The 17,247-nt window shown below is 68.9% G+C and carries 10 protein-coding genes; 6 read left to right on the top strand and 4 right to left on the bottom strand.

All coding sequences use genetic code 11. The features are described 5' to 3' along the window. Positions 1–18 precede the first annotated feature (18 nt). The 4 genes from BHS09_RS18200 to BHS09_RS18185 are packed head-to-tail and all read left to right on the top strand — an operon-like array spanning position 19 to position 3,290. On the top strand, positions 19–1,296 hold the full coding sequence (locus tag BHS09_RS18200) for a glycosyltransferase family 4 protein (protein ID WP_140791657.1): 1,278 nt from the start codon (positions 19–21) through the stop codon (positions 1,294–1,296). Continuing rightward, complete coding sequence (locus BHS09_RS18195; RefSeq protein ID WP_140791655.1) at positions 1,293–2,045, top strand: thioesterase II family protein; 753 nt, start codon at positions 1,293–1,295, stop codon at positions 2,043–2,045. The genes BHS09_RS18200 and BHS09_RS18195 overlap by 4 nt, the downstream gene beginning before the upstream one ends. Before the next feature lie 26 nt (positions 2,046–2,071). After that, complete coding sequence (locus BHS09_RS18190; RefSeq protein ID WP_140791653.1) at positions 2,072–2,401, top strand: hypothetical protein; 330 nt, start codon at positions 2,072–2,074, stop codon at positions 2,399–2,401. 22 nt (positions 2,402–2,423) lie between these two features. Further along, positions 2,424–3,290 carry a cupin-like domain-containing protein gene (locus BHS09_RS18185; protein ID WP_140791651.1) on the top strand — a complete coding sequence of 289 codons (867 nt, stop codon included), beginning with the start codon at positions 2,424–2,426 and terminating at the stop codon, positions 3,288–3,290. A 15-nt stretch (positions 3,291–3,305) separates the two neighbouring features. Here the strand turns inward: BHS09_RS18185 and BHS09_RS18180 are convergent, their stop codons facing one another. Together BHS09_RS18180 and BHS09_RS18175 are read right to left on the bottom strand one after the other, a co-directional pair. Continuing rightward, entirely contained in the window at positions 3,306–4,745 is a 1,440-nt protein-coding gene (locus tag BHS09_RS18180; protein WP_140791649.1) for a circularly permuted type 2 ATP-grasp protein, read from the bottom strand. A gap of 55 nt (positions 4,746–4,800) precedes the next feature. After that, positions 4,801–7,065 carry a lantibiotic dehydratase gene (locus BHS09_RS18175; RefSeq protein ID WP_140791647.1) on the bottom strand — a complete coding sequence of 755 codons (2,265 nt, stop codon included), beginning with the start codon at positions 7,063–7,065 and terminating at the stop codon, positions 4,801–4,803. A gap of 143 nt (positions 7,066–7,208) precedes the next feature. Here BHS09_RS18175 and BHS09_RS18170 point away from each other — a divergent pair, with 143 nt between their 5' ends. Together BHS09_RS18170 and BHS09_RS18165 are read left to right on the top strand one after the other, a co-directional pair. After that, complete coding sequence (locus BHS09_RS18170; RefSeq protein WP_140791645.1) at positions 7,209–7,895, top strand: glutathione S-transferase; 687 nt, start codon at positions 7,209–7,211, stop codon at positions 7,893–7,895. A gap of 31 nt (positions 7,896–7,926) precedes the next feature. Next, positions 7,927–9,165, top strand: a complete 1,239-nt coding sequence (locus BHS09_RS18165; RefSeq protein ID WP_140791643.1) for a GNAT family N-acetyltransferase — start codon at positions 7,927–7,929, stop codon at positions 9,163–9,165. Positions 9,166–9,412: 247 nt separating this feature from the next. Here the strand turns inward: BHS09_RS18165 and BHS09_RS18160 are convergent, their stop codons facing one another. Both BHS09_RS18160 and BHS09_RS18155 read right to left on the bottom strand, forming a co-directional pair. Further along, a complete protein-coding gene (locus tag BHS09_RS18160) occupies positions 9,413–12,607 on the bottom strand; it encodes a type I polyketide synthase (protein WP_140798444.1) in 3,195 nt (1,064 codons plus the stop codon). Positions 12,608–12,662: 55 nt separating this feature from the next. Beyond that, positions 12,663–17,186 carry a type I polyketide synthase gene (locus BHS09_RS18155; RefSeq protein ID WP_140798443.1) on the bottom strand — a complete coding sequence of 1,508 codons (4,524 nt, stop codon included), beginning with the start codon at positions 17,184–17,186 and terminating at the stop codon, positions 12,663–12,665. Between the last annotated feature and the right edge of the window lie 61 nt (positions 17,187–17,247).

The following is a 17,247-nucleotide window of genomic DNA, read 5'->3' as shown; positions in this document are numbered from 1 at the left end:
CCTTTTGAGAGACAGCCCATGGCACCTCCTATCTCCTCACCCCTGAAGGCGCTCCTCCTGGCCATGGAGTACACGCCGAACGTGGCGGGCGGTGTGGGCACCTATGTCTACGAGCTGGCCCGCGGGCTGGCGCGCGGCGGGTGCAAGGTCACCGTCCTGGCGTACACGCCCGGCGAGCCCGCCGTACTCCGCGAGCCCAACCTCACCGTGCACATGATGCCGCCCAGCCGCGGCAGCCTCTCCCAGGCGGGAAAGCTCTCCCTGGTGGGCGGCATCCGCGTCTTCAACGACGACCTGATTCACCGAGGCCGCCAACTCATCCACGAGGAGAAGCCAGACCTCATCCACTTCCACCAGTGGCACACCCACCGCGCCGCGCGAGCGCTGGCCCACGAGGCCGGTGTGCCGGTGCTGGGGACCAGCCACTACATCTCCGAGCCCGCCGAGCGATGGTGGGGACAGACGCCCGACCCGGAGATTCTCGAGGAGGAGCGCAGCTTCTACGACGGGTCGACGAACGTCATCTCGGTGAGTGACTCCATGAGCGAACTCATCCGGGAGACCTACGGGATGCCGGCGTCGATGCTGCACACCATCCACTGCGGCATGGACGCGGGCCCCTTCCTCCAGCCCTCGCACGCGCCGGAGGACTACGCCCGGCTGCGCGCCACGGTGGCCACGCCGGATGACCCGGTCGTCCTCTACACGGGCCGGCTCCATCCCATGAAGGGCATCAGCGCCATCTTCGCCGCCGCCGAGCGCGTGCTCGAACGGCGCCCCAACGTGCGCTTCCTCCTGGCCGGTGGCACCGACTCGCGTGAGTCCACGCAGATGGTGCAGACGCTGACCCAGCGCTACGCGCACCTGCGCCACCGCATCAAGCTGCTGGGCAAGCTGCCGCGCCAGCAGCTCGGGCTGCTCCATCGAATCGCGGATCTGGCGCTGGTGCCTTCGCTCTACGAGCCCTTTGGCTACACGGCCATCGAGGCCATGGCATCCGGTCTGCCGCTGGTGGCGACGCGCTCCGGAGGCCCGTCGGAAATCGTCGACCACGAGAAGACGGGCCTGCTCGTCCCCGTGCTCCCCGGCGCACCGGGAGGTCCACGCGAAGTGGACGTCGAGTCGCTCGCCGCCGCGCAGCTCAACCTGCTGGAAGACCGTGAACGGGCGCGGCGCATGGGGCTCGCTGGACAGCAACGTGTGGTGGAGCTGTTCAGCCTGCCGCGCATGGTGGCCGCCAACCTCGTCGTGTACCAGCAGCTCGTTGGCGGACAGGGACGCGAGGTGCGGTCATGACGGAGTGGTTGGCCTTCCACGTCCCCGCACCGGCTTCCTGGGTGCGGCTGTTCTGCCTGCCTCACGCGGGCGGCAGCGCCTCCCTGTTCCGCACCTGGCAGGCGGAGCTGGGACAAGACATCGAGGTGTGCCCGGTGCAGCTCCCCGGCCGGGAGAACCGCCTGCGCGAGCCGCCCCTGCGCGCGCTGCCGGACGTCATCGCGCCCCTGGTGGACGTGCTGGCGAAGCACACGGACAAGCCCTACGCCCTCTTCGGACACAGCATGGGCGCGCTGCTCGCATACGAGCTGACGCGGGCCCTGCGCGAGCGAGGGCTGCCGGCGCCCCTGCACCTCTTCGTCGCCAGCTACCGGGCGCCGCACACGCTCCAGGCCCACACACCGGCCACGGCCACCCATGACATCGACGCGTCAGAGGCCCGGCGCCTGGGCGAATCGCGCGCCGTGTCGGGAGCCATGGCGGAAGAGCTGCTGACGCTCATGCGCACCACCATGCTGGCGGACACTGCCGTGTGCGAGGGCTACTCGTGGAAGCCGGGCCCCGTCCTGGCGTGCCCGCTCTCCGCCTTCCGCGGCTTCGACGACTACGTGCCCGATGACGCGACGGAGGCGTGGCGCCAGCTCACCTCCGGTCCGTTCGCCACCCAGACGTTCCTGGGGGACCACTTCTTCCTGCGACAGACGCCGCGCGGCCTGCTGCAGAACATCCACCGGAGCCTCACCAGGCTGCGGCCCGCCTCGACTCGCTGACCCCACCTTTCAAAGGAGCCTTCCCGATGAAGTACCTCGTCTACGTCAAGGACCGCACCTCGGGCCCCCAGCCCCAGGACCCCATCGCCCTCAACCGCGCTGTCCGTGACTGGGTGGGCGCCCGCCTCCAGGACGGCACCTTCGACTGTGCCTACTACGTCCTCCCGAAGATGGGCCTCTGTATCCTCAACGCCGACTCGCACGAGTCGCTGCTGACGCTGCTGCGCGCCTGGCCGTCCTTCCCGTTCCAGGAGTTCGAAATCCACATGCTGGCGGACGTGCGCCACGGCATCGACAACAACTTCGAGCGCCTGCAGAAGGCAAGCGCCCAGGGCCAAAGCGAGAGCGCGGCCTGACGCACCACCCGGGAGAGCTGCCATGAGCACCGCCACTGCCCAGAAGGTCGCCGAGCCCCTGGTCCCCGAGCGCATGCCGCTCGACAACCGCCGGGCCTTCTACGAGCGCATCGAAGCCAACAACAAACCCGTCATCCTCACCGACGCCATGAAAGGCTGGCCCGCAGCCGAGCGGTGGACCTTCGACTACTTCGCCACGAAGTACCGCGACGTGAGCGTCCCCGTGGAGTGGCTGCAATACAACGCCAAGGACACGGGCGGCGTGGAGCGCGTGGGCCGCGTGCGGAAGATGAGCATGCAAGAGTACGTCGACACGCTGAAGGCGAAGGGCGGCGAGACGCCGGGCTACCTCATCGGCAATGACCTGTTCCGCACCCTGCCGGAGCTGCACAAGGACGTCCGCTTCGACGACTACGCCGTCCAGCGCAAGCTGACCGAGCAGCTCTTCTTCATGGGCCCGCGCGGCACCTTCACCCAGCTCCATCTGGACCGCGCCCACAACCTGCACGCCGTCATGGTGGGCCGCAAGCAGTGGCAGTTGTACTCGCCCAAGCGGGACGCGGAGCTGAGTCCGGCGAAGCTCAGCCACCCGTGGTCCGTCGTGAGCGCCCACGACCTGACGCCCCACGGCGGCAAGGCGGACCAGCTCCCCGGCGGCCTCGTCCCGGACTACGACTTCGTCCTGGAGGCCGGGGAGATTCTCTACCTGCCCTACGGCTGGTGGCACCGCGTGTACACGGTGGAGGACGCCATCGCCACCAACTACTGGTGGTGGACCTGGTCGATGCTGGCCAAGCTGGGCCCGAAGCTCATCCCCTCCATCGCCCTGAGCGCGGCGGGCCGCATCCGCAAGCAGCAGAAGCTGGGCCGCGAGTACCGCGAGCAGTAACGCGGCCCTGAAGCCTCACTCCAGTTCGATGAGGGCGCCCACGATGGCGCCCTGCGCGACGTTCACCACGCCGGTGCCCCGCCGCATGGGGCACATGCGGAGGAAGTGCCCGCCGTAGGTCTCTCCGAGCACAAAGAGTCCCCAGACGGCGCTGTAGGGCACCACCGTGCCTTCCGGTCCCAGCGCGTGGAGGGGCATCGGGTGCACGCGCTCCTGCGCCACCCAGCCGCCCACGTCGAGCGCCTTGCGCACGGCCGTGTCCCAGTCGGCGGCGGAGGTCGCTCCACCCACCAGAACGGACTCGCCGCCGTAGTCCCGGCCTGGCTTGAGGACCAGGGACTCGCGTTGCGAGGCCAGCAGCTCCGGAACGAAGTACCGCGTCCCGTCGCGCTCGACGTGCGTCCGTTCGACCCGGCATGACCAGGGCACGTGCCGGCGCACCAACTCCTGTTCCGCCTCGGACAGCGCGGGCGACGCCACGTGCTCCCAGAGCAGCGCGAGGTTGCGCTTGTCGTCGAGCACATCCTGCGCCGGGCCGTTGAGGAGGCTGACCGTCCGGGCATCGAACGCGGCCTGGGCCTGCGCGACGTAGGCCGCTCCCGCCATCGCCAGCCTGTCTCGCGCGTCGTACTCCACAACGGCGTGAAGCCGCTTGCCCCGGAGCGTGAGGCGGGCGCCGGGCTCGGATTCCACCGAGCCATAGGCGGCCAGGAGGACCTCGCCGCGCGCGCCTTCGGGCTGGAGGAGTTCCTGGAGCTGGGCGGTGAAGAACCGGCTCACCAGCTCCGCGGGGCCAGCGTCCGGCAAGGTGCTGGGGGTGAAGAGGATTCCGATGTTGCACTCCCCTTCCCAGTCGATGTCCCGCCGCACGGTGTCGACGAGGTTGGAGAAGAAGTCGCGCAGCGTCCGTGGCTGCCGAACGCGCAGCCGTTGCTCCATGGCGAAGCGCTGCATCGCGGGCTGCGCCAGCACCTGTTGGACGTGGATGGCCGTCTCCCAGCCCCCGACACCCGCGGTCAGGTTGAACTCCACGCACTTGAAGGCCGTGCCGTCATGAATGAAGTCACCACGGCCAATGGCTCCGCGGGCGTCATCCGTCCGCGCCAGGGCCTCGAGCGCCGCGTGCGCCCGCTCATGCGGCAGTCCGTAGAACGCCGCCGCGCGATCCGTGGCCCCCAGCAGGCGCCGGGGGGCCCGCTTGATGAGCCGGCAGAGCGCCGGAGCGACCTCCCGCATCTGTCGCGCGACTGGGCCCTCCACGAAGGTGGGCCACGCATGCAGCTCATAGGTGATGAACGGCGATGCCTCGTGTGGATTGAACTTGTGGCGCGAAAGGGCCTCGGGGACGCGCTCCGTGAACTCCAGGAACGCAGCGGCGGCAGGGGAAAGCCGGCCGTGCAGCGCTTTGACTTCTGGAGGGAATTGTCCGCCGGGAATCGGCTCGGGCACGCTCATGGGCGTACGGCTCCTTCATGAACAGGGGTGAAACCGTTGAAAGGCCGCGGGCTGGTCAAGACATCTCGCAGACCAACCGCAGCTCGCTCGTGTAGCGGCGCTGAGCCGCGTCGGTGAGCCAGAGGTGCTCCGGGTCCGGCAGCATCTCCGAGAACTGGACGCGCGAAGCCGGCGACTCCTCCGCCGTGCGCCGCACCAGCTTCGCCATCATCTCCACCAGCAAGGGGCTGTCGAAGTCCACGAAGCACGGCTTGCGCTCCGTCGCCACCTTGAAGAACGCGAAGCGCGGAATGCCCAGCCGCTGCTGCCAACGCCGGGCCTCCAGCCACTGCGCCATCGGGTCCGTGAGGCCGGCGAAGCCCAGCTCGGAAGCAGGCGCGCTCCAGCGCTCACGGGCGACGACCACGCCATCCACCGTCACCCGGGGCGAGTAGTCATCGGCCAGCGCCAGGTCGAAGATGCTGGCGCAGCGCTGCTCCAGGAACACGGCCATGAACTCCATCAGGCCAAAGCGGCGCCCGCTCACGCGGTCGAGGACCTCTAACGAGCCGTCTCGCCGCTCCACCACCATGTCCCCCACGCGGAGCGCGCGTGCGCCCGGCTGGGGCGGCGGCTCCTGCCCGGAGAGGTAGTAGAGGCTGTCTCGCGGGAAGAGGCACGGCAGCGTCCGCTGGCTCCACTCGGACTTCGGGAACACGGGCACCACGTCGGCCCCGGTGGCACACCGCTCCGCGAGCGCGAAGAGTTCCTCGGGCGCTGGGTGCTGTTCCACGAAGAGCGAGGAGATGCTGTTGCACAAATGCAGTTCGCCCAGCACCAACTGGTAGTCCCCGGTACGAACAGCCTCCTCGCTTGCCGCGTCAATCATCACGTCCGGTGAGGCGTGCCAGCGGCTCCGCCATGCCGGGCCCGACTCGCCGAAGGCCTCAAGCACGCGGGGCCGGAGCGAATCAACGGTGCGCGTCTGGCGGCGGACGTCCGGCTCCAATGCAAAGAGCTCACGCCAGCGCCGGCGATGCTCGGCGACAGCCTTGGCCACGGGCATCAGCTCCGCTTCAGAGGCCGGGTCCTTGAGTCCCTGGACGAAGGCGAGCTGGAGCGCGGTGAGCGACACGGGTGCGCCGCCTTCGGACAACCGGTCGAAGAGCGCATCCAGGCCCGCGCGCGTACCCCGGGTCACCTCCCCCACCAGCCACCGCGCTCCGGTCAGCACCAGCTCCAGCACGGCTCCGAGCCGGCCAATCACCGGAGCGCCCAGCGCCAACGCGCCGTCCCGCTCACAGTCCTCGTAGATGAGCGTCCGCGAGGCATACGTCTGGCCCGCCGCGCGCGTCGGCGGCGCCCCCGTCACCTCCTGGAACACGGCCTCCAAATCCGCGACCGCGGCATCCAACGCCGCGGGCGTCCCAGCCGCCGTTTGGACCGCGGCACGCGCGCGCTCCAGGCGCTCCAGCGGCGCCAGCGCACGGGCCCGTGCGTCTGCGTCCTCGATGGCCATCAACGCGCCGCGCAGCACCACCTCGGGCCGGAGGACGAGCGGCACCTCCCAGCCCCAGACCAGGACACCGAAACCAACCGCCTGTTCGAGCGCCGTGTAGATTTCATCCTGCGTGGCGAAGGCAGGCGAATCACCAGCCGTGAGCTCCCGCGCGATGCTCACGGCGCTGGCCGAGCCATCACACCGCGACAACAGCAGCGCCTGCTCCGGGCTCAGCTCCACCGGCGTGGGCATGGGACCGTGAAGCACGTGACCCTCCAGCCGGAAGTATGGCAACAGCCGGGGAGGTGCCCAGTGACGCAGGGACGCGTCGCGCGCCAGTGCGGCGCTGAGCGCATCCAGGCACCATGTCTCGAAATAGACCGCGCGCCGGGAGACGAGCTGCTGCCCAGGCGTCCAGCGCAGCCCGTCATTCGACGGGGTGAGCCGAGCCCAACCCACGGGACCAAAGAAGCCGATGGTGTCGTTCTTGGTGCTGTAGCGCTGGACGTAGGAGGCCACCAGCCGCTCACGCTGCCGGGCCTTGCTGTTCCGAGCGGTGGCGGGAAGGGCCGCCAGCGGCTCCACGCCCGTCTTGTAGGCATGGCGGTTCTGCCACAGGAGGGCCTCGCTCAGGTGGGACTCCCCCGCCAGCGAGCGCAGCGCCGCGCTGATACCCAGCAGGTCCGAGTCGAACGCGGTGCGCAGTGCGTCACCGGGTGTCTCAACCCCAGACGCGAGCCATGTATCGGCGGCGGCGGCCGCTGTCGGAGCCGCGAGCCGGAGCGCATCCTGAGCGGGAAAGCCGGCGCCACGCAGCGCGGCCCACGGCCACAGGGCCATTCCTGGAGCAAGGGAGACGAGCGCGGGTGCTTCGGACTTCGCGGAATCCAGAGGCTCGGATACACCAGTCAAGGAAGTCTGCCCCTTCCGAATAATACGTTTACTCTAGTATAGAGCCTCTCCCTTCCAACCACGAACCCTGTATGAACGCTCAATCATCATTGCCGCGCCTGTCGTATTTCACGGGTCGAGGCGTCGCCGAGAAGATCCGCCTGCTGCTCGCCGAGTCCGGAACGGAGTACGAGGACATCGACCTGGGCACCTATGACGTGCAGGCCAAGGTGAAGACACCGGCCTTCGAGGCCATCAAGGCGGCTGGCATGCTGGCCTTCGACAAGGTGCCGCTGTGGGAGGAGCCAGACGGCTTCCGCGTGGTGCAGAGCCTGGCCATCATGCGTCACGTCGCGCGCACCCGCGGCCTCTATGGGAAGGATGCGCGGGAGACCGCCGCCTGCGACATGATCATCGACGGCGTCGAGGAAGTGACGGCCCGTGCGCGCAGCCTGACCTCGCTCACGCCGGACCAGCTCTCCGAGCAGCTCCCCATCATCCTGGGCGAGGAACTGCCGCAGTGGCTCTCACACTTCGAGCGCCTGCTGAAGAGCAACGGCAGCGGTGACGGCTTCTTCGTCGGCCCCTCCGTGACGGTGGCGGACACCAGCGTCTTCGGCTTCCTGGAGCTGCTCGTGGACAACGGCCTCCAGGACCTTCTGGAGAGCACCTACCCTGGGCTGTTCGGGTTCTTCGAGCGCATGAAGCAGCGCCCCAACCTCGCGCGGCACCTCGCCAGCCCCAAGCGGCACCCCGCCGTCCAGCTGCTCAACGGCTGAGCGGACCCGCGCCCGACGAAGCCCCCCGGCCATGACGCTTACCCTGAAATTCCACGACTCCGTCAGCCACCTGAGCGACGCGGAGCTGGATGCCCTCACCTCCGAGTCGAGCGTCTTCTTCGGCCGGCGCTGGTTCCGCATGCTGGACGCGGTCGACCTGTCCGCCATGGCCCGGGGGGAGCTGTCCCTGCGATATGCCATTGCGTATCAGCAGGGCACTCCCGTCGCGATGTGCCCGTGTTTCATCACCCGTAGCAAGACCATCTACACGCCCTACTCGCTGGAGCATTTCCTCTTCACCAGTTGGAAGAAAGGCTTCGCCAACGGGCCGGCCTGGAGCCGGGTGGCCATCGCGGCGGCGGACCTCTACCGCAACGTGGCCTGGCGCACGGGAGCAGGCTTCGATGGCGGCGTTTTCGTCACCAGCCCGCTCAGCATGCGGAGCAGCATCCACTGTGCCGCGCAGTCCGTGGACGTCGCGAAGCAGGCTCGGGAGCTCATCCTCCAAGGACTCCGGGAGCTCGCTACCAGCGAGCGGCTGCCGCTCTATTTCTACGGCGTGGAACGGGATGACACGACGCTGAGAGAGGCGCTCACCTCGGCGACGTTCCAGGAGATCTTCATCTACGACGACAACGTCATGGATGTCCCGGGGGACAACTTCGACGCCTACCTGGGCCAGTTCAAGAGCGACGTCCGGCGGGTGCTCAAGAAGGAGATGGCGCACGCTCGGGATGCGGGCGTTCGCTTCGAGCGCGTCTCCCGGATGGGCGAGATGGCGGAGCAACTGGAGCGGTTCTACGAGGTGACCTACTCCAAGTATGGCAGCGAGCACCTCCGCCATCCTTCCACGTTCTGGGCAGCGCTCGACCAGCACGTCTCGCCCGAGGCCGAGGCCGTGGTCGCCTACCAGAACGGCGAACCCATCGGCTTCTCCCTGCTGCTCCACAAGAACGATGAGATGTGGTTCTACCGGGTCGGCCGCGCCGAGGCCGGGGCATCCGAGACGCCGCTGTACTTCAACCTCGCCTTCTACGAGCCCCTGCGCCGGGCCTATGAACTCGGCGTCAAGAAACTCTGGCTGGGCGCCAGCGGGTACGAGACGAAGCGGCGCCGTGGCGCGCGCAGGCACGGGCTGTACAGCTACCTGTGGATTCCGGGGCGCTGGTCACGCACGGTGCTTCAGCCCTACGTGTCTGCCTACTCCCGCGTGGCCATGGCCATGGCTGCTGGCGGCACCCAGAATGGCCGCATCCGCAAGACGTCCTGAAACGTCGATGTGAGCATGACAGTGGGAACGGAGCGGCCACCCCGCTCCCGTTGAAGCTGATGCAGCGTGTGAAGGATGACGCGCTCCACCTGGCTGAGCCCATCACGCACGTCTGGGATGATGTCTCGGAGGTCCATGGCCACGAGCAGCATATCTCGCGGCGATGTGCATCAACGAGCGCCACGAAGCTTCCCACGATGGACGGCCCCATCATGCGAGCCGTCCGTCGCAGCAATCGGTGGAGCGGTCATGCATCATCATCGTCGTCGAAGCGACGAAGGTTGCGCTGCCGCGCCAGGGTCTGCTTGCGACGCTGGAGCGCAGCATCCGCCACTGGCGCCTCTTCACGGCGCTCCTGCCCCACCGCTTCCGCCGGCTTCAGCAGCGCCGCCAGGGCTTCCACGGTGACGCCTTCGTAAAGGCTTGATGCAGGCAGGTCCAAGCCCAACTGCTTCTTGATGCGGCCACTGAGCTGCACGGCGATGAGCGAGTCGCCACCGAGTTCGAAGAAGTTGTCCTGGATGCCGATGGGCGCCACGCCCAGCATCTCCTGCCACAACTCCACCAGCGACCGCTGGAGTGGCGTGCCCGGCATGACGTAGGCACTGCGAAGCTGCGGGCGCGGCTGACACGGGCGCGCGCTGACGGCTTCGCCCCCCGGTTCCGCCTGCGAGGCCTGAGGCGTGGCGTCCGGCGCCGCCGCCGCGGGCTGGGATGCGATCGTGACCCGAGGCGCGGTCTCGACGGCGGCGGGCTCGATCCAAAAGCGCTGGCGCTCGAAGGGATAGGTGGGAAGTGGCACCCGATATCGAAGCTCCGCGCCATGGACACCCTTCCAGTCCACGAGGACGCCCGCTTGCCACAGCCGGCCGAGCGTCTCATAGGCCAGCGGCGCCATGCCGGCGGTGGCCCCGTCATCCTTGGGCGGAGGCATGGACGCCAGCACCATGTGCGAGGCCGTGAATGCGGGGTGACGCTTCGCCAGCTTACCCAGCACCTGGCCCGGGCCTACCTCCAGCAACACGCGCCTGGCGTCGGCGAAGAGCGCGTGCAGTCCCTCCGCGAAACGCACCGTTCCGCGCAGGTGCTCGGCCCAGTAACGAGGGCTCGTCGCCTGCTCGGCGGTCACCCAGGTGCCGGTGACGTTGGAGACGAATGGAAGCGTGGGCGCCGCCAGCGGCACCGTGGCCACCTGCGCGGCGAACACGTCGAGGATGGCGTCCATCATCGACGAGTGGAAGGCATGCGACGTCACCAGCGGCTGACACTGAATCCCCGCATCCTGGAGTTGCTTCCGCACCGCTTCGACGGCTGCGTGCGTCCCCGACAGCACGCACTGCATGGGGCCATTGAGGGCCGCCAGACTGAGCTCGGCTCCGCCTGCGCGCAGGTATGGCTGAACCTCGTCCTCGGACAGGGGCACCGCCAGCATCGCACCGGAAGGAAGTCCCTGCATGAGCCGGCCACGCGCGGCCACCAGTCTCAGCGCATGCTCCAGCGAGAAGACACCCGCGAGGCACGCCGCCACGTATTCGCCGATGCTGTGTCCCAGCATCGACTGCGGCATCACGCCCCAGGACATCCACAGGCGCGCGGTAGCGTACTCCAGCGTGAAGAGCGCGGGCTGCGTGAGCGCCGTCTGAGCAAGCTTTGTCCCGCTGACCTCGGCGGCCTCGGGCTGAGGGTACAGCACCGTTCTCAGGTCCAGTCCGTCCAGGTGGGGCCTCAGCAACTCCGCGCAGCGGTCCACCTCGGCGCGGAAGATGGGCTCTGCCTCGTAAAGCGCTCGCCCCATGTCCACGTGCTGCGACCCCTGGCCCGGGAAGAGGAACGCCACGGACCGCTCCACCGCGTCCTGAGCCTCGGTGAACACGCGAGGGCATTGTGGCTGCGACAGCGCGTCGACCGCATCCTCCGCGCTGTGCGCCAATACGAAGCGACGGTGCAGGAAACGTTGGCGTCCGGCCTGGAGCGTCCAGGCCACGTCCGCCAGATTCACACCCCTTTGGTTCTTCAATGACTCCACCAGCCGCGTCGTTACTGACTCCAACGCCGAGGGCGTCCGGGCTGACAGAGGCAACAAGTGCCATGCACGTCGCGAGGGTGCGCTCGCGGGCAGTTGGGGAGCCTCCTCCAGCACCACGTGCGCGTTGGTGCCACCCACGCCGAAGGAACTCACGCCCGCGCGCCGCGGCGAGTCCCCCGCGGGCCAGGGCTTGAGCGCGGCGTTGACGTAGAACGGGCTGCCATCAAAGTCGATGGCCGGGTTGGGACGCTCGTAGTGAAGACTGGGCGGCAGCTCGCCGTGCTTCAGCGCCATCACGGTCTTCATCAGGCCCGTGATGCCCGCGGCCGCGTCCAGGTGGCCCAGGTTGCCCTTCACCGAGCCTAGCGCGCAGAAGCGCCGTCGCTGGGTGGTGGCACGGAAAGCCTTGGTGAGAGCCTGCACCTCGATGGGGTCGCCCAGCGGCGTGGCGGTGCCATGGGCCTCCACGTAGCTGATGTCGTCCGCATCCAAGGCCGACGCCGCGAGCGCCTCCGCCACCACCTCGGCCTGGCCGTCCACGCTGGGCGCGGTGAAGCCCGCCTTCAGCGCACCGTCATTGTTGGTGGCCGAGCCCTTGATGACGGCATGGATGGTGTCACCGTCCCGCACCGCGGCTCGGAGCTTCTTCAGCAGCACCACGCCCACGCCGCTGCCGAAGAGCGTACCCTGCGCCTTCGCATCAAAGGGCCGGCAGTGACCATCCGGTGAAGCCATCCCGCCTTCCGCGTGCCGGTACCCGTTGAAGAACCCCACGTTGACGGACGCACCGCCCGCGAGCGCCATGTCGCACTCGCCGTTGAGCAGGCTCTGGCAAGCCTGGTGCACCGCAACCAACGATGTGGAGCACGCGCTCTGCACGGTGTGGCTGGCGCCCCGCAGGTTGAGCTTGTACGAGACGCGGGTGGCCAGGAAGTCGCCCCCGTTGCCGATGTTCACCTGCACCGGCTCGAAGGACTCCAGCACACGCGGGTTCCGCGCCAGGTTCATCAACAGGTACGTGTTGAGCGTAGCGCCGCCGAACACGGAGATGGCGCCAGCGTAGTCACGCGGTGAGTAGCCAGCGTGCTCGAGCGCCTCCCAGCACGACTCCAGGAAGACACGGTGCTGAGGGTCCGTGATTTCCGCCTCGCGTGGCGGCATCTCGAAGAAGGCCGCGTCGAACAACTCCGGCTCCGGAAGGATGGCCGCGGCCCTCACGAAGGACGGGTCCTCCAGCCGCTCCTCCGGCACACCGGCCGCGCGGGCCTCCTCCTTGGAAAAGAAGCGGATGGACTCCACTCCCTCGCGGAGATTGGCCCAAAGCGTCTCCACGTCCCGAGCGCCGGGAAATCGCCCGGCCATCCCGATGATGGCGACGTCGGCGTCGTCGAACTCCTGAGGGAGCTTGCTGTCCAAGGTGTCGTCTCCAGGTTCTCGTAGGTCGAAGGGGGCTTCGGCGCGGGCACGCGCCCTACTCGCGACGGCTGCGCCGCTCTCTGCGTTGAGCTCCACGGCTCTGGCTGGACTCGAAGGCGGTGCTCTCCGCTGGGGCCGGTCCCTGACCCAGCTTCTTCGCCAGGGTGGCCACGGTGGGGGCCTCGAAGACGCTGGTGAGCGGCACGTCCCGCCCCAGCTCCCGCTTCATGCGCCCGACGATCTTCAGCCACAGGAGTGAATTCCCTCCCAGGTCGAAGAAGTTGTCGTGAATACCCAGTTGCTCCAGCCCCAGCTGCTCCTGCCACACGCGCACGAGCGCGCGCTCCACCTCATCAGTGGGTGCCACGTACTCCGTGCCCAGCGCGGGCCGTGAGTGCAACGTGCCCCCCGCGTCCTTCTTCGCGCCCGCACCTTCGCGGCGCACCCACTGCGCCACGCGCGCGTCCAGGTTGCCCGTGGACACCAACACCTGCCCCTCCAGCGGCGCCTCCACCACCCGGCGGAAGGCCTCCACCGCCTCATCTGGCGTCATGGCGAACTGGTCGATGCTGGTCTGGATGGCCTTCGCACCCTCGGCGGCATCCACTGGCCATCCATCCCAGTTGGTGCTCAGCCACCGCGTGCCTCCAGTTCGCGAGCGTGCCGCCGCGAAAGCATCCAGGAAGGCATTGGCCGCCGCGTAGGCTCCCAATCCCAGGCCGCCCAGCACCGTGGCGTTGGAGGAGACCAGCATCACGAACCCCAACGTGCGGCCCGCCAGCGCCCGGTCCAGCGCATACGTGCCATGCACCTTCGCCCGGAAGTGCGGCGCGCACGTCGCCGGCTCCATGGCGCCAAGCAACGACACCGCGCCGTCGCCCGCGAGCCCCGCCGCGTGGATGACCCCATCCAGCGAACCGAAGCGGGAATCCACCTCCGCCAGAACCGCGCGCAACTGCGCCTCATCCGCCACATCCGCGCGAGCCACCAGCACCTCCGCTCCCGCGGCCTCCAGCGCCCGCACCGCACGTTGACGGCGGCCATCCGAGTCCAGCCCCGCGCCGGAGCGCCCCACCAGGACCAGCCGCGCCTGCCTGGTGCGCGCCAGATAGTCCGCCATCCGCAAGCCCACGCCGCCCAGACCGCCCGTGACGAGATAGACGCCGCGCTGCTTGAGGGGCCAGGACACCGGCGTGTCCGCTTCGATGCGCAGCGGCTCGTACGCCTGCACCTGCCGGTGTGGGCCTCGCCAGGCAACCACCGGCTCCGGGGCGTCCGACGTCACCTCCCGCACCAATGCGTCCACCGACGGCGTGCGGACATCCACGTAGCGGCACGCCACGGTGTCCAGCTCCTGCGGAATCACCTTGCACAGCGCCGGCAACGTGGCTCGCTCGGGCGCCACCGCATCGGCGCTCTCCACCTCCAGCGCTTCGCGCCCCACCACCGTCAACTCCACGGGCCCGGGCAGCTCCGCTCCGGACAGGGCCTGCGCCAGCCGCAGCACGCCAAAGAAACCGCGAACCTGGGCCTCGTCGAAGTCCGCCCCAGTCACATCGAGGCTCCAGAGATACACCACGCGCTCTACGTTGAAGTCCCGAGCCTTCAACGCACGCAGCAACTGGGCGTGGTCCTCACGCTCTCGCCCATCTACGGTGAACTCGCGCTCCGTCACCTGACGGAAACCGGTGCCAGGCGTCACGCGAACGACGCCGTGGCCCAGGCGCTCCAATCGCTCCGCCAGGGCCGCCCCCAGCCCCCCCGCGTCCAGGTAGACGAGCCACCCGCGCGGCGTCACCGGTCCCGCCTTGGGAATCAACGGCGCACGCTGCCACGAGGGCAAATAGAACCAGCCGGCCACGTCCGCGCTCTTGCGCGCGATACCCCTGCGACGCGCGGAGGACACCTCCGGCGCCAGCCAGTAATCCTGGCCCTCGAAGGGATAGGTCGGGAGCGGCACGCGCAGACGCCGAGCACCGCCGTGCACCGCGCTCCAATCCACCTCCATGCCCGCCGCCCACAGCCGGCCGACGGTGGTGGTGAGGAACGCGTCATCCGGCACCGGGTCCTGCGGGTGACGCAGCGAGGAGAGCACCGAGGGGGCCTTGGGCCCATTGAGCTGCAGGCGCGCCAGCGTCCCCAGCGTGCGGCCCGGACCAACCTCCAGATAGACGCGGCCAGGCTGCGCGGCCAGCGTGCGGATGCCGTCACCAAAGCGCACTGTCTGCCGCAGGTGCCGCGTCCAGTAGGCCGGGTCCACCGCCTCCGCTGGCGTCATCCATGTGCCGGTGACGTTGGAGACAATGGGCAACGTGGGGGCATTGCGCGTCAGGGTCCCCACGAAGGACTGGAAGCGCGCGAGGATGGGCTCCACCAGGTGGGAGTGCGCCGCCACGTCGATGGGGATGTGACGGAACTCCACCTCGCGCCGGGTCAGCTCCGCGGCCAGCACCTCCACGGCCTCCACCGTACCGGCGACCGCGCACTGCGCGGGTCCGTTCATCGCGGCAATGGACAGCGAATCCCCCAGCAACGGGCGCAGCTCCGCCTCGGGCAACGGGACGCTGAGCATGCCGCCACCGGGCAACTCCTCGAAGAGCTGGCCGCGCAGCACCACCAGCGCCAGGGCGTCCTCCAAGGAGAAGACGCCCGCGAGGCAGGCCGCGGCGTACTCGCCCAGGCTGTGGCCGATGAGCGCCTCGGGCTTCACGCCCCAGGATTGCCACAGCTGGGCCAGCGCAAATTCCACGGTGAAGAGCGCGGGCAACGCCAGCGACGTGCGCTTGAGGCGCTGAACGGCATCCGCGGCATGCGCCGCGTCCGGGTACATGACGGGCCGCAGGTCTAAGCCCAGCCGGGGCCGCAGGAGCTCGCAGCAACGGTCCACGGCCTCGCGGAACACCTTCTCGGAGCCGTAGAGGCCACGGCCCATGTCCGGGTATTGCGCGCCACCGCCGGGGAACATGAAGACGGCCGACGGCGTGCCGTTGCCCGGGGCCAGGGTGAAGATGCGCTGCGGGTCCTTGGACTCCAGTGCCGCCACGGCGCTCGCCCGGTCTTCACACACCACCACGCGGCGAAGCTCCATGGGCTTGCGCCCGACCTGAAGCGTCCAGGCCACGTCAGCGAGCTGCTGCTCCGGGTGGGCCTTCAAGTGCGCCAGCAGCGCGGCCGTCTGGGACTCCAGCGCCGAGGCTGTCTTCGCGGACAGGACCAGGAGCTGCCATGGGCGCGCCGCATCCCCCGGGAGGGTGACAGGCGCTTCCTCCAGGATGACGTGCGCGTTGGTGCCACCAATCCCGAACGAGCTCACCCCCGCGCGCCGAGGCGTATCCCCCTCCGGCCACGGCTTGAGCGCGGCGTTGACGTAGAAGGGGCTGCTCTCGAAGTCGATGCGCGGGTTGGGCTTCTCGTAGTGAAGGCTGGGAGGCAGCTCGCCATGCTCCAGGGCGAGCACCGTCTTCAGCAGGCCGGTGACTCCCGCCGCCGCGTCCAGGTGGCCCACATTGGTCTTCACCGAGCCCAGCCCGCAGAAGCCACGCTTGTCCGTCCCCGCGCGGAAGGCCTCCGTGAGGGCCTGCACCTCCACGGGATCTCCCAGCGGCGTGGCGGTGCCATGCGCCTCCACGTAGGAGATGGAGTCCGGGGACACCTCCGCCACGGCCTGTGCGCGAGCAATGACCTCCGACTGTCCCTCAACCCCGGGGGCGGTGTAGCCCACCTTCATGGCGCCGTCGTTGTTGATGGCCGAGCCACGGATGACGGCGTGGATGGTGTCACCATCGTTCAGCGCGTCCTCCAGGCGCTTGAGCACCACCACACCCGCACCGCTGCCGAAGAGCGTGCCCTGCCCCTTGGCGTCGAACGCGCGGCAGTGCCCGTCCGGAGAGGAGATGCCGCCGTCCTGATAGTGGTAGCCCGTGCGCTGGGGCATGTGCACGGACACGCCGCCCGCCAGCGCCACGTCGCACTGGTAGCCCAGCAACGACTGACAGGCGAGGTGCGTGGCCACCAGCGACGTCGAGCACCCCGTCTGCACGGTGAGCGCGGGCCCCTTGAGATTGAAGTGATAGGCCACGCGCGTGGCGAGGAAGTCTTTGTCGTTACCCACCATGGCCGGGAACGTGTCCTCGGCCTGCTGGAACTCCGCCCGAGAGAGCAGATTGAACAGCAGATAGGTGCTCAGGCTGGAGCCCGCGAAGACGCCGGTGGAGACCGTCAACCGGCCCGGGGCGTAGCCCGCGTGCTCCAGCGCCGACCAGGCACACTCCAGGAAGATGCGGTGCTGCGGGTCCAGCAACTCCGCCTCACGTGGGGCGTATCCGAACAAAGCCGCGTCGAAGCGCCCCGGCCGCTCCAGGACAGGCGCGGCGCGAACGAAGTTTGGATTGGCGAGCCAGCCGGGCTCCACGCCCAAGGCCTTCATCGCCTCGTTGGTGAAGAAAGTAATGGCTTCCCTGCCCTCACGCAGCAGGCGCCAGAAGGACTCCACGTCTTCGGCACCGGGAACGCGGGCGGCCATGCCGACAATGGCTACCGCGAGACTCGCGTCCCCCTCATACCGGGTGTGACGACCCATGTTTGTCTACCCCTGCTTCCTTGCGCGGCGGCTGGAGCTCGAGTCGCTCGAGCTTCCGCTC

The organism is Myxococcus xanthus (assembly GCF_006402735.1).
GTDB lineage: Bacteria > Myxococcota > Myxococcia > Myxococcales > Myxococcaceae > Myxococcus > Myxococcus xanthus_A.
This window is presented reverse-complemented; position numbering and strand designations above follow the sequence as displayed.